The organism is Pseudomonas sp. RC10, assembly GCF_038397775.1.
Lineage (GTDB): Bacteria > Pseudomonadota > Gammaproteobacteria > Pseudomonadales > Pseudomonadaceae > Aquipseudomonas > Aquipseudomonas bambusae.
The window spans coordinates 4,332,239-4,344,757 of record NZ_CP151650.1 but is presented as its reverse complement, the minus strand read 5'-3'; the positions used below and the strand labels follow the sequence as shown (position 1 = coordinate 4,344,757).

General features: G+C 61.1%; 13 protein-coding genes. 5 read left to right on the top strand and 8 right to left on the bottom strand.

The features are described from left to right. Window positions 1-7 precede the first annotated feature (7 nt). From AAEO81_RS19920 to AAEO81_RS19890, 7 genes are all read right to left on the bottom strand, one after another. Window positions 8-481 (bottom strand): periplasmic heavy metal sensor, encoded by a 474-nt coding sequence (locus AAEO81_RS19920; RefSeq protein WP_341958683.1) that lies wholly within the window; start codon window positions 479-481, stop codon window positions 8-10. After that, window positions 478-912, bottom strand: coding sequence for a hypothetical protein (locus AAEO81_RS19915; protein WP_341958682.1), 435 nt, complete (start codon window positions 910-912; stop codon window positions 478-480). The genes AAEO81_RS19920 and AAEO81_RS19915 overlap by 4 nt, the downstream gene beginning before the upstream one ends. Further along, window positions 902-1,534 (bottom strand): RNA polymerase sigma factor, encoded by a 633-nt coding sequence (locus AAEO81_RS19910; RefSeq protein ID WP_341964574.1) that lies wholly within the window; start codon window positions 1,532-1,534, stop codon window positions 902-904. The genes AAEO81_RS19915 and AAEO81_RS19910 overlap by 11 nt, the downstream gene beginning before the upstream one ends. Window positions 1,535-1,618: 84 nt before the next feature. Continuing rightward, window positions 1,619-1,939, bottom strand: a complete 321-nt coding sequence (locus tag AAEO81_RS19905) for a YXWGXW repeat-containing protein (RefSeq protein WP_341958681.1) — start codon at window positions 1,937-1,939, stop codon at window positions 1,619-1,621. A gap of 334 nt (window positions 1,940-2,273) precedes the next feature. Beyond that, a complete protein-coding gene (locus AAEO81_RS19900) occupies window positions 2,274-3,218 on the bottom strand; it encodes an ABC transporter substrate-binding protein (RefSeq protein ID WP_341958680.1) in 945 nt (314 codons plus the stop codon). Window positions 3,219-3,543: 325 nt separating this feature from the next. Continuing rightward, entirely contained in the window at window positions 3,544-3,768 is a 225-nt protein-coding gene (locus AAEO81_RS19895; RefSeq protein WP_062382299.1) for a DUF6555 family protein, read from the bottom strand. 363 nt (window positions 3,769-4,131) lie between these two features. Continuing rightward, the gene (locus AAEO81_RS19890; RefSeq protein ID WP_341958679.1) at window positions 4,132-5,277 is read right to left on the bottom strand and encodes an aldose epimerase family protein; all 1,146 of its coding nucleotides are present in this window, start codon (window positions 5,275-5,277) and stop codon (window positions 4,132-4,134) included. A 333-nt stretch (window positions 5,278-5,610) separates the two neighbouring features. Here AAEO81_RS19890 and AAEO81_RS19885 point away from each other — a divergent pair, with 333 nt between their 5' ends. The 5 genes from AAEO81_RS19885 (at window position 5,611) to araH (ending at window position 11,039) form a co-directional block, all read left to right on the top strand. Continuing rightward, the gene (locus AAEO81_RS19885) at window positions 5,611-6,303 is read left to right on the top strand and encodes a FadR/GntR family transcriptional regulator (protein WP_341958678.1); all 693 of its coding nucleotides are present in this window, start codon (window positions 5,611-5,613) and stop codon (window positions 6,301-6,303) included. A gap of 53 nt (window positions 6,304-6,356) precedes the next feature. Beyond that, window positions 6,357-7,235, top strand: coding sequence for an SMP-30/gluconolactonase/LRE family protein (locus AAEO81_RS19880; RefSeq protein ID WP_341958677.1), 879 nt, complete (start codon window positions 6,357-6,359; stop codon window positions 7,233-7,235). A 165-nt stretch (window positions 7,236-7,400) separates the two neighbouring features. Further along, window positions 7,401-8,405 (top strand): substrate-binding domain-containing protein, encoded by a 1,005-nt coding sequence (locus tag AAEO81_RS19875; protein WP_341958676.1) that lies wholly within the window; start codon window positions 7,401-7,403, stop codon window positions 8,403-8,405. Window positions 8,406-8,502: 97 nt separating this feature from the next. Continuing rightward, window positions 8,503-10,029, top strand: a complete 1,527-nt coding sequence (araG, locus tag AAEO81_RS19870; protein WP_341958674.1) for an L-arabinose ABC transporter ATP-binding protein AraG — start codon at window positions 8,503-8,505, stop codon at window positions 10,027-10,029. Between the two features lie 41 nt (window positions 10,030-10,070). Next, a complete protein-coding gene (gene araH, locus AAEO81_RS19865) occupies window positions 10,071-11,039 on the top strand; it encodes an L-arabinose ABC transporter permease AraH (RefSeq protein ID WP_341958673.1) in 969 nt (322 codons plus the stop codon). Between the two features lie 115 nt (window positions 11,040-11,154). Here araH and AAEO81_RS19860 read toward each other — a convergent pair whose 3' ends face one another. Further along, window positions 11,155-12,447, bottom strand: a complete 1,293-nt coding sequence (locus AAEO81_RS19860; protein ID WP_341958672.1) for an amidase — start codon at window positions 12,445-12,447, stop codon at window positions 11,155-11,157. Window positions 12,448-12,519 lie beyond the last annotated feature (72 nt).

Sequence of the window (12,519 nt, the reverse complement as noted above, 5' to 3'; positions counted from 1 at the left end):
CTGTCTGTCAGTCTTTTGCTGTATTGGCCGCTTTGCCTTGACGGCGAGCGGTCATGGCGTCGGCCAGCACTTGCCGCTGTTCGACGGGCAAACTCGCCGCGAAGTCAGCGAGGGTGGCATCCACGCGGGTGCGCAGCGTGATGTCGGCGGTTCGTGCACGATCCAGGTCCGCATCCAGTGCATCGCGGTCGAGGGACGGCGCTTTCAGGCGCTGGACGACGTCTCGGTGGGCATCTCGGCTGGCCATGATCAGCGATTGATTGTCGGCGCGGGTCTCGCGCAGCATCTGACGCAGTTGATGGCGGCGTTCCTGGGGCAGATGGGCGATCGCCTGACGCAAGCCATGTTGCACCACTGCGGGCGCTGGCCGTGGGTGCTGCGACCATTGATACAGACCGCCCACCACGCCGCCCACCAGAAACACATTGGCGAGCAACGACGCGATCAGCAGACGTTTCAAGCGTTGCGGGGACTGGCTCATTCTTCGCTCTCTTCGGTATCAATGCCGATCATCAGCGCCGTGTCGCCCTGATCGAACACACTCGGCAGCAGCTCCTGCGAACCGGACAGCGGCAGGCTCAGGGACGCTACCAGCATGCCCGCCGCAACACCGGCCAGGCCGACGCCCACGAACCCAAGGCTCGACAGCCAGTCGGCATAGCGCTGCCAAAACGAGGGGCGCTCCACTCGCCGGGCTGAAGCCATGACGTCGTGCATCAATGCTGCGTCCGGAACCGTAGCCAGGTGAAGGTCAAGGCGATGGTCGAGCCATGCGGCCTGTTGCAGTGCGGCCTGCACGCTTTCATCACCGTGGGCAATCAGCGCCCGCGCCGAGTCACGCTCATCGGCGGGCCAGTGTCTGAGGTCGGCCCCGTAGGCCTCGGTCAGATGAGCAAAGCGTTCAGGCGTCATGGCGTTTCTCTCCTTGAGGTAGACCCGGGCTGACGGCGGTGTGCGAATCGGCACCCTCAGCCTCGGTCAAATAACGGCGCAGGTTGCGCCTCGCTCGGGACAGCAGGCTTTCGAGTGCGTCGACGCTGATGTCCATGAGCGCCGCCGCTTCGATGTTCGACAGCTCCTGGTAATACTGCAACACGATGGCCTCGCGCTGGCGGTCCGGCAAGGCTGCCAGCGCTGCGCTCATCAAGGCGCGCTGCGCGTCGGTCTCCACCTGTTCGTCAGCGCCGGGCGAAGGATCGGTCATTTCCTGCAACAGCCTGTCATCGTCCAGCGGCTGTTCTTTGCGGCGCCGCAGCCGGTCGTAGCACAGGTTCAGCGTGACGCGGTGCAGCCAGGTGTCGAACCGCGCCTGTCCGCTGCGCCAACTGGCGGCCGCTTTCCAGAGCTTGATGAAGCTTTCCTGCGTCACGTCGCGGGCTTCGTCCGCATCGCCCAGTAAGCGGCTGGCGAGTGCCAGCAGGCGCGGGAGCTTGCGCGACACCATCTCATTGACGGCTTCCGGTTCGTTGTTGCCGATGCGGGTCAACAGCTCGATGTCCGGATCAATGTCTTTCAATACGGCATGTCTCGACAGGTCGTGGGGCTGCCGATCCCAGGCGGGAGCGACGGGGAGGGCCTGAAATAGCCTGTCATCTCAGACCACAACCCAGTCAGTGGTTCAGCGCAGCCAGCGACCTTCTATCCAATACCAGTTCGGGCCACGGGCTTCCCAATGTCCCGGCTGCCAACGGCCGTTGTGACGCACCGGCTGCCAGTGCCCCGGCACCCAGACGTAGCCGCGTCCCTGCCAGCGCCAGTGGCCCTGATCCCACGCATAGCCAGGCCGAGCCACGGGAACAGGCTCCATGCGCACGGGCGGAGGCGCCTGGCGAATGATGATTTCTTCACGGGCGTAGGTCGGGGTGCTGGCCAGGGCGGCGAGGGCGACCGGAAGGATCAAGGCATAGCGTAACTTCGCCAGAGATCGTGCTGCTCTCATGACAACTCCTTCAAACCTGTACCCGATGCGGGTGCAGTTGAAGGGTTAAACGGCGTGGGTGAGGAAATCCGTCGCGGAAAAAACACATTTTTTTTTGCCGTACCAAGAAGCGGTGCCCGGGACACGGAGGGGGCCCCGTTTGAACGAGGAGCTACGCGCGGAAGCCCCTGAAAGTCAACGGCATTTTGTTCAAAAAGTTGTCCACGGAAAGCGTGAATATCTCTGTGGATAACTGGCTGTAAGCCCTTAAAGGCAAGGGCTTACTCGCAATGGTCGTTTAATGATCAGTTCTTTCAATGGCACTGATGCAGTGCGCCAATGGTCAGGTCGCGCCTCAGTGAAAGGCGGCGCTAAACGACGTGTCGATTACGCTGTGTGTGTCGAACGGCTTGGGCAGTGCGCCGGTTTGCACGAGGAAATCAGCGGTGCCTTGATAGTCTTTCGCCGCGCCATCGTCTACCGGTCCGACGCTCATGTCAGCTTGGCCGATCCAGTGACGTGACACCGCCTGATCCAGATTGGCTTTCTTCGCCCACAGGTCCGCGTAGGCCTCTTTGTTGGCCTGCACCCATGCCCGGGCTTTCTGCAATCGGCCGAGGAAGTCGCTGATCGCGGCGCGCTTGGGTTCGATGGCGTTGGCATTCGCCGCGATGCTCGACAGCCCAGGCATCAGGCCGCGTGCGGTGATGATCGGACGCGCACCGGAAAACACCTGTTGTTGCGAGATGTACGGTTCCCACACCGGGAACGCATCGATGCTGCCTTGGGGCAAAGCTGCGGCGGCGTCAATCGGCATCAGTTTGACGAATTCTACGTAATCCTTGGGCAAACCCGCTTTTTCCAGCGCGCGCAACGTCAGTTGCTGGCTCCAGGCCCCGGGCCAGTAAGCGACCTTCTTGCTTTTCAGGTCCTGAATGGTTTTTGCCGGAGAGTCCTTGGGCACCAGCAGGGCGATGGTGTCGGGGTTTTGTCGGGACACGCCGATCAGCTTGACCGGTGCCCCTTTGGCGGCAAGGAAGATGAAGCCTGAATCGCCAAGGAAACCCAAATCGAGGGCGCCTGCTTCCAGGCCTTCAGCCACCGGGGCGGCGGACTGGAAATGTTTCCATTCCACGGTGTAAGGCGCGTCCTTGAGGACGCCGGAAGCCTCCACCGAAGCGCGGACGTTGTAATAATTCTGATCGCCTACGACCAGGGTGACGGGCGTGGCGGCGTGGGCGAGCGGGGTCAGCAAGGCCAGGGATGCGAGGCTGCGACGCAGGAAACGGGACAGGGTCATTGCGGTGTCTCGATGACGTCGATCAGGTGAGGTGGTGTCGACGTTGAAAGGAGAGGCATTCAGGATCGTCCTGAACGTGGACTGAGGATTGCAGGGGCTGTGCCATCACGGGGTGCCATCGTCGCCCGGCAGAGTTGGCCGGTTCAGCGCTTTGGCGAGGCAGGGTGATTGAGGCGGGAAGGGATTCCGGGTCAAGGGCTGCATCATGAGCAGCAAGCTGTTGATTCGCTGTTGCCGGGTCAACATAGGCATGGGCGGACCCTTCAAAAAAAACCGCCGAAACCCGAAGGCCGGCGGCACCGATTTTCAGCGAATGGGGTGCGAATCAGGATTCCGCCCATTCCACGTCAGTCAACCCGAGTTGTTCAGCCTTGGGCTTGCTGACTTTCGGCACCTTGTCCGAACGGTATTTGGGTATTTGCCCGAATCCTGCGTCCACCGACGCCCAATGCCAGGCGGATGCGTTGTCCATGGCTTCGGCGCTGATGTAGAAGCTTTTGTACTTGCCATGCAGCAGGTAATCGATTCTGAAATGCTTGTACTGTGCCACGCTTGCAAACCTCCCTATCAGTCGCTCACATCTCCTTGAGTCAGATCTTTCGGGAAAATTCAGTCGGATTATTCCTTTCGTTGCCAAACGGTTACGCGTGGTACAGAAGGGTGATTCGGAGCTTGCAGATGTGGACGAATGGATGGGTCGAAGGGCATTTCAGAGTCGGCGCAGCGGATGTGCCGGTCGCAGATTCTGGCACCGCCGAGGTCACTGTGGAGAGGCCGGAGGGACAACGGCAGCGAGGCGGTGGGTCAGTTTGCAGACGCGTGTCTGACCTACCACAATCGCTGCCGTCGTAACCTCCGGCGTCTCCACAGGATTTGGACCAAGCCTCAGGTCATGCAGTGTCTGACGTGAGGGCTATTTGCTGGAAAACCTGAACACCGTCGTCTGGGTATACGCCTTGCCCGGATCGAGTCGTGTGGACGGGAAGTTCGGCTGGTTCGGGGAGTCCGGGAAGTGTTGGGTTTCGAGAGTAAAGGCGCCCCAGTGCGGGTAAATCTTGCCAGCCTTGCCTTTCACCGTGCCGTCGAGGAAGTTGCCGGTGTAGAGCTGCACGCCCGGTTCGGTGGTGAACAACTGCAGGCGGCGCCCCGATTTCGGATCAACCACGTCGGCCGCCAGATTTGACAGTTTGCCTTTGTTATCCAGCACCCAGTTGTGGTCGTAGCCGCCTTGAGTCGGTTCGGCGAATTTCAGTTGCTGGTTGTCCTCACGAATGCGCTTGCCAAAAGCGACCGGCTTGAGGAAGTCCAGCGGGGTACCGGTCACGGTGGGCAGTTCGCCCGTCGGGATCAGCTTTTCAGTGACCGGTGTGTAATGACTGGCATGAACAATGGCGACCTGATCAAGCACGTCGCCATTGCCCGCACCCGCAAGGTTGAAGTAGCTGTGGTTGGTCAGGTTCAGCACCGTGGGTTTGTCGGTGGTGGCGTGGTACTGAATGCGCAGTTCGTTCTTTTCGTTGAGGCTGTAGGTCACTTCGGTTTTCAACGTCCCCGGAAAACCCATCTCGCCGTCAGCCGAAACATAGGTCAGCTTGACGCCCACCCAGCCCTTGTCCTTGATCTGCTCGGCTTTCCAGATTTGCTTGTCGAACCCTTTCGTTCCCCCGTGCAGGGCATTGGTCTTGTCGTTCTGCGGGACTTGGTAGCGCTTGCCGTCGAGGGTGAATTTGCCGTCGGCCAGGCGATTGCCGAAGCGGCCGATGGTGGCGCCGAAATACGCCGTGCCGTTGAGGTAGCCGTCGATGTCATCGAAACCGAGGACTACGTCTTCAGTCTTGCCGTGTTTGTCCGGAATCAGCAGCGATTGCAGCGTGCCGCCGTAGGTCAGCACCGTGGCCTGCATGCCAAGGCTGTTGCGCAGCACGTATTTTTCCACGGAGGTGCCGTCTGGCAGTTTGCCGAATGCGGCGTGTTCGGCCGTGAGCCCGGCGCCTGCATGGGCTTGAAGGGCAGAGACCAGCAGGGTCAGTCCGATAGCAGGGATAAGCGTCTTCCTCATTGCGTCGTTCCTTTTTTGTTTTAGAAGCGGGGGAAAGTTGCGAGCTTCGAGCGGCGAGTGGCAAGCGGCAAGCAGGTTGACACGCCGATCAATTGAAGCCTGAAAACGATCATTGGTATGACTAATTTGTCATCAGTGATCTTGTGTTGGGTTTTATTGGATCGAAAAGCTCGATTTTAAAATTAATTGTAATACTATTAACCGAGAGGCAGGCTCAGGCCTGACGTTTGAACAGGTTTAGCCCAGCTTTTTGACCTTGTACAGCCGTTTGACAGTCAATCGTATGATGATTAGCCTCGATTTGCGGAAAGCACCGCAAGAAGGGGCGGATGGATGAGCAATAGTTTTCACGCGTCAACAGTGGACCGCCTGGGGGCCTGGATTGCTCAGGGCAGTGTGGCGCCGGGGCAGTCGTTGAAGGTCGAAGCGGCGTTGGGCGAGGAGTTTGGGGTCAGTCGAACGGTGATCCGCGAGGCCATCAAGACCTTGGTGGCCAAGGGCATGCTGGAAGTCGGGCCGAAGGTCGGCACGCGAGTATTGCCGGTGCGCAACTGGAACCTGTTCGACCCCCAGGTGGTCGGTTGGCTAGCGGCCAAGGGTTTGCCGGAGAGCTTTGTGGCGGATCTGCTGGATTTGCGTCGAGCCATCGAGCCGATGGCGGTGCGTTGGGCCTGTGAACGGGCCACCCCCGCGCAGATCGCGGAGATTCAGGCGGCGTATCTGCAACTGGCGGCCAGCGTGGCGGACAAGGGCGATTACAACCATGCCGACCAGCGTTTCCACGAGGCGGTGCTGGCGGCCAGTCACAACCAGTTCATCGAGCAAATGCTCCCGGCGCTCGGGGCGTTGCTGGCGATTTCGTTCGAAGTGTCATCGGCGGTGCCGGGCGAATTGGGCCGTACGTTGCCGCTGCACAAGGACCTGGCCGATGCCATCGCGACCCGTGATCCGGCGCGTGGCGTGTGGGCTTGCATGAGTCTGATTGAGAACGCCAACGAGGTGATTTCCCGCTCGCGGGCGACGTGACACAGGACGGCACCCCGAGCCTTCCTCACCAAAACAAGAACAGGACATTGCGTATGAAATGGCAGCCGGTCTCCGACCTGCGATTCAAACTGGCCGAAGGGCCGTTCTGGGACGACGTCCAGCAGAGCCTGTACTGGGTGGACATCGCCGGATTTCGAGCCTTGCGCTTGCATCAAGGGCAGGTGCGTCACTGGCAATTCAATGAGCCCGTCTCTGCGTTCATCCCGACCGTCAAAGGTGACGCATTGGTCACTCTGGCCAGCGGCGTGTACCGCTTGAACCTCGATTCTCCTACCGAACACCCCGCCCTGACATTGCTCTGTGTGGCCGACCCCGTCGAAGGCAATCGGGCCAATGAAGCACGCTGCGACAGTCAGGGCCGTCTGTGGCTGGGCAGCATGCAGAACAACCTCGATGCCGAAGGCGGTGACCTGCCTTTGGAACGACGTTCCGGCGGGATTTACCGTGTCGATGCCAACGCGCGCGTCACGCCGTTGCTCGACGGCCAGGGGATTGTCAATACGATGCTCTGGCCCGACAACGGCGCTGCGCTGCTCACGGCGGACAGCCTGGACGGTGTCATTTATCGCTACCCGATTCAGGCCGACGACCGCCTGGGCGAACGTCAGGTCTGGGCCTCTGAACATGCGCGCGGCGTGCCGGATGGCTCGGCCATGGACGCCGAGGGCTACGTATGGAACGCCCGATGGGGCGGCCATTGCCTCATTCGGTTTGCGCCCGACGGCAGCGTCGACCGGATCGTGGACCTGCCCGTGAGTCACCCCACCAGTTGCGTGTTTGGCGGCCCGGAGATGGCCACGCTGTTCGTCACCAGCGCTCGTCCTTCCAGCGATGCCTTGGCGCTGGACGGGAGCGTATTGCAGGCCGAAACCGGTATCAAAGGGCTGGCATCGAACCGTTTTGCGGGTTGAGTCACGGGAGCGCTGTAGAGGTGTGACACTCGGTTACATAGACGCCATTGATAATATGATAAGACTGTAATCAGTCGATTCGGCCTGTCGCGTATTTCTCCTTCAGGCTGTCACGACACTCACTGCTGGACGCTGTAGCTAGTCAATAAAAATAAGGAGTTAGCTATGTTGAGTCGCCACGGGATTCGTTCCCTGTGCTGTGCCGCTGTTGCCACTGCCATCGTTGGAATGAGCAGCGGTGCGATGGCCGCCGATAAGGTCAAGATCGGTTTCCTCGTCAAGCAAGCCGAAGAGCCCTGGTTCCAGACCGAATGGCAGTTCGCCGAAAAGGCGGGCAAGGAACACGGCTTCGAAGTCATCAAGATCGCCGTACCGGACGGCGAAAAAACCCTCTCTGCCATCGACAACCTGGCCGCCAACGGCGCCAAGGGCTTTGTCATCTGCCCGCCTGACGTGTCCCTCGGCCCGGCCATCGTCGCCAAGGCCAAAGCCAACGACCTGAAGGTCATGGCCGTGGACGACCGTTTCGTCGACGCCAAAGGCAAGTTCATGGAAGACGTGCCGTACCTCGGCATGGCCGCCTTTGAGGTGGGCCAGAAACAGGGTGCGGCCATGGCCACCGAAGCGCAGAACCGCAAGTGGGACTGGAAAGAGACCTACGCGATCATCAACACCTACAACGAACTGGACACCGGCAAGAAGCGCACCGACGGTTCGGTCGATGCGTTGAAGAAAGCCGGTCTGCCGGAAGACCACATCCTCTTCACTCCGCAGAAAACCCTCGACGTGCCGGGCAGCATGGACGCCACCAACGCGGCCCTGCCAAAACTGCCGAGCGGGGCGAAAAACCTGATCGTCGGCGGCATGAACGACAACACCGTGTTGGGCGGCGTGCGCGCCACCGCAGGTGCGGGTTTCGCTCCGGCCAACGTGATCGGCATCGGCATCAACGGCACTGACGCCATCGATGAACTGAAGAAAAAGGAAAGCGGCTTCTTCGGTTCGATGCTGCCAAGCCCGGACAAGGAAGGCTACAACACCGCGCTGCAGATGTATGAATGGGTGTCCACCGGCAAGGAGCCGCCGAAATACACCGCCATGGACGACGTGACCCTGATCACCCGCGAGAACTTCAAGGACGTGCTGACCAAAATCGGCCTCTACAAGTAAATCGCGGCAGCCATCAGCGGCCTGGCGCCCTGCGTCAGGCTGACATCTGCTAGGCCTCGCTTCACCCCAATCGGGCGGAGCGAGGAGGAGGGGTTACATGCAACAGGCATCGGTTCAGCTACAGCCATCCGGCGGCAGTTTGCGATTCAACGGGATCGGCAAAACCTTTCCCGGCGTGAAGGCGCTGTCGGACATCAATTTTGAAGCCCGCCCCGGCAGCGTTCACGCGCTGATGGGCGAGAACGGCGCGGGTAAATCGACGCTGTTAAAAATCCTCGGCGGTTCGTATCAGCCCAACAGTGGCGACCTGCAAATCGGCGATCAACACCTGGCGTTCAAGTCCACCGCCGACAGCATTGCTGCGGGTGTTGCGGTGATCCACCAGGAACTGCATCTGGTCCCGGAAATGTCGGTGGCGGAGAATCTGTTACTTGGCCACATGCCCAACCGCTGGGGCATGGTCAACCGGCGGGCCATGGTGCGTCGTGCACGGGAGTTGCTCAAAGGCCTGGCGGACGAAATCGACCCAAACACCCGACTCGGGGACCTCTCGCTGGGGCAACGGCAACTGGTGGAAATCGCCAAGGCCATGTCGCGCAACGCCCACGTCATCGCCTTCGACGAACCCACCAGTAGCCTCTCGGCGCGGGAAATCGATCGCTTGATGGCGATCATCGTCAAGCTGCGGGACGAGGGCCGGGTGATTCTGTATGTGTCCCACCGCATGGAAGAGATCTTCCGCGTGTGCGACGCGGTGACGGTATTCAAGGACGGCCGCTTCGTGCGCACCTTCGAAGACATGGCCGATCTGGACCATGACCGGTTGGTGACGTGCATGGTCGGGCGCGACATTCAAGACATCTACAACTACCGCCCGCGCCAGCATCAGGGGCCGAGCCTGCGAGTGACCGGGCTGGAAGGGCCGGGCATTCAGGAGCCGGTGAGCTTCGCCGTGGAGAAAGGCGAAGTGCTGGGCTTTTTCGGTCTGGTGGGCGCGGGTCGCACCGAGCTGTTCCGCCTGCTTTCGGGGCTGACGCGGACCCAGGCGGGCACCCTGCAACTCGACGGCAAACCGTTGAATCTGCGGTCGCCCCGAGACGCGATTGCGGCCGGGATTCTGTTGTGCCCCGAGGACCGCAAGAAAGAAGGCATCGTGCCGTTGTCCAGCGTGGCCGAGAACATCAACATCGGTGCGCGGCCTCGTCATGTGCACCTGGGTTGTCTGATTCAGGGCCGCTGGGAGCGTGACAACGCCAAACAGCAGATCCGCGCGATGAACGTCAAAACGCCTTCGCCGGAACAGCAAATGCTGTTTCTGTCGGGCGGCAATCAGCAGAAGGCCATTCTCGGTCGCTGGCTGTCGATGCCGATGAAGGTGCTGCTGCTCGACGAGCCTACCCGTGGCATCGACATCGGTGCCAAATCCGAGATCTACGACATCATCCATAACCTCGCGGCCGACGGCATCGCGGTGATCGTGGTGTCCAGCGATCTGATGGAAGTCATGGGCATTTCCGACCGGATTCTGGTCATGAGCGAAGGCGCCATCACCGGCGAGTTGTCTCGCGACGAGGCCAATGAACAACGGTTGTTGCAATTGGCGTTGCCGCGTACCCGCGGCTGAAAAACCGGATCACCCAAGTGAAAAATAAAAACGAGGTGCGTATGTCTACCGAAACCAGCCGCCTGACGGCTCCCCGCCAAGGCATGAACCTGCGCCGATTCTTCGACGACTGGGCGATGCTCCTGGCTGCATTGGGCATCTTCGTGCTCTGTGCCTTGCTCATCGACAACTTCATGTCGCCCCTCAACATGCGCGGCTTGGGGCTGGCGATTTCCACGGTCGGCATCGCCGCGTGCACCATGCTGTTTTGCCTGGCGTCGGGGCATTTCGACCTGTCGGTCGGTTCGGTGCTGGCCTGTTCCGGGGTCATCGCCGGGATTGTGATTCGCGACACCGACAGCGTGTTTCTTGGCGTGTCGGCGGCGCTGGCGATGGGCTTGCTGGTGGGGCTGATCAACGGGATCGTGATCGCCAAACTGCGCATCAACGCGCTGATCACCACGCTGGCGACCATGCAGATCGTGCGCGGCCTGGCCTACATCTTTTCCAACGGCAAGGCGGTGGGCGTGGGCGACGAAGCGTTCTTCGTCTTCGGCAACGGCCAGTTGTTCGGCGTGCCGGTGCCGATCCTGATCACGATTGTGTGTTTCGTGTTTTTCGGCTGGCTGCTCAACTACACCACCTACGGCCGCAATTCGCTGGCCATCGGCGGCAATCAGGAAGCGGCGTTGCTGGCGGGCGTCCACGTTGACCGCACCAAGATTATTATCTTCGCGGTGCACGGCTTGATCGGCGCATTGGCCGGTGTGGTGCTGGCGTCGCGGATGACCTCCGGCCAGCCCATGATCGGGCAGGGTTTTGAGCTGACGGTGATTTCGGCGTGCGTGCTGGGTGGCGTGTCCCTCAGCGGCGGCATCGGCATGATTCGCCACGTCATCGCCGGGGTGTTGATTCTGGCGATCATCGAAAACGCGATGAACCTGAAAAACATCGACACGTTCTACCAGTACGTCATTCGCGGCACCATCCTGCTGCTCGCGGTGATCATTGACCGGTTGAAACGGCGGTAACCCGAAGGGTCTTCAGTCGGGCCAGGATTTTATGGCCCCCCGATCCTGTGGGGGCCGGGTTCATTCTGGAGTGACAGCGTCTGGCGACACTTTGAGCCAAACATCTAGTTGAGGGTTAACTTGCCAGGCTGCGCTCGATCCAGTGGGCAAAACCCAACGTTGCCGTGTCGCTCATCACCGGTCCGATCACCTGAATGCCCAACGGCAACCCTTGAGGCCCGAAACCGACAGGCAGGTTCAGGCTCGGCAAGCCCAGCAGGCTCCAGATGCGTGAGAACAGCGGATCGCCCGTTCGCTCCAGTCCCAACTCCGCTTCGCCACAGGCGCTGGGCGTCAGCAGCACATCGTAGTCCGCGAAGCCACGCCCCACCTGGTGCCGGGCCGAGGCTACGTGTGCCCGGTGCTGAAGGCTTTGTTCGAAACTGATCTGTCCGCCACGTTCCAGCATGGCCTGCAGCCGTTCGCTTAACAGGTCCGGATGATTCAGTCGCTCATCGGCCAGTGCCTTAAACGCCTCGGCGGACATCACTTCGTCGTGCACGTCGGCCAGCGTCGCAACCGCATCGCTCAACGTCACGTCCACCGCGTGAGCGCCTTGAGCCGTCAGCCGCTGAACCGCATCGTTGAACGCCGCTTGCGCCGCCGGGCTGGCCCTGTCCCAGAACGCCGTGCGGCACACCCCGATGCGCGGTTTACGATCTGTCGGCACCTGTCGCCATTGCGGGGCGTTCGCCATGACTGACGTGAGCAGTGCCACGTCTTCGACACAACGACCGAAACCGCCCACGGTGTCGAGCGACTCGCTGAGGCTCTTGATGCCGGCCCGGGGGATCAATCCGAAGCTCGGTTTGAAACCGACGATGCCGCAATAGGCCGCTGGGCGGATCACTGAAGCGGCCGTTTGGGTGCCCAGCGCAAGGGGCACCATGTGTGCGCCAACCGCCGCGGCCGATCCGCTGGACGAGCCGCCCGGTGTGTGCGCCGGGTTGTGGGGGTTGCCGGTGGGCCCCGGGGTGAAGGTTGCAAACTCGGTGGTCACGGTTTTGCCCAGCACGATGGCGCCCGCGTCGCGGCACAGCGCAACAGCCGCCGCATCGTGGGCGGGTCGATGCGCCTTATAGATCGGAGAACCGTAGGCGGACGGGAAATCACGGGTGTCGAACAGATCCTTAACGCCTAATGGCAACCCATGTAAAGGACCACGGATCGGGCCACCGTCCAACTGCCGTGCCAGCGCTCGGGCGCCGTCAGCATCATAGTGGCGCCAAGCCTGAAGTTCGGGCTCTCGCGCTTCGATCCTCTCAATGCAAGCGTCCAGTAAAGCGAGCGCGGTCAACTCGCGGCGTTGTAATAACCGAGCGGCGGCGCTGGCGGTCAAGCGGGTCAGATCAGGGGCGGTATGGGTCACAGCGAAGTCCATGGGGCGTCGTCGAATCGGTGAATCATGCGCTATGAAGTGCGGCGATGTACACCGGAGCGG

Bases quoted from the DNA above. Each gene is read 5' to 3' on its own strand.
- AAEO81_RS19920 (WP_341958683.1), bottom strand. From the start codon at position 481: ATGAGCCAGTCCCCGCAACGCTTGAAACGTCTGCTGATCGCGTCGTTG.
- AAEO81_RS19915 (WP_341958682.1), bottom strand. From the start codon at position 912: ATGACGCCTGAACGCTTTGCTCATCTGACCGAGGCCTACGGGGCCGAC.
- AAEO81_RS19905 (WP_341958681.1), bottom strand. From the start codon at position 1,939: ATGAGAGCAGCACGATCTCTGGCGAAGTTACGCTATGCCTTGATCCTT.
- AAEO81_RS19900 (WP_341958680.1), bottom strand. From the start codon at position 3,218: ATGACCCTGTCCCGTTTCCTGCGTCGCAGCCTCGCATCCCTGGCCTTG.
- AAEO81_RS19890 (WP_341958679.1), bottom strand. From the start codon at position 5,277: ATGAGGAAGACGCTTATCCCTGCTATCGGACTGACCCTGCTGGTCTCT.
- AAEO81_RS19885 (WP_341958678.1), top strand. From the start codon at position 5,611: ATGAGCAATAGTTTTCACGCGTCAACAGTGGACCGCCTGGGGGCCTGG.
- AAEO81_RS19880 (WP_341958677.1), top strand. From the start codon at position 6,357: ATGAAATGGCAGCCGGTCTCCGACCTGCGATTCAAACTGGCCGAAGGG.
- AAEO81_RS19875 (WP_341958676.1), top strand. From the start codon at position 7,401: ATGTTGAGTCGCCACGGGATTCGTTCCCTGTGCTGTGCCGCTGTTGCC.
- araG (WP_341958674.1), top strand. From the start codon at position 8,503: ATGCAACAGGCATCGGTTCAGCTACAGCCATCCGGCGGCAGTTTGCGA.
- araH (WP_341958673.1), top strand. From the start codon at position 10,071: ATGTCTACCGAAACCAGCCGCCTGACGGCTCCCCGCCAAGGCATGAAC.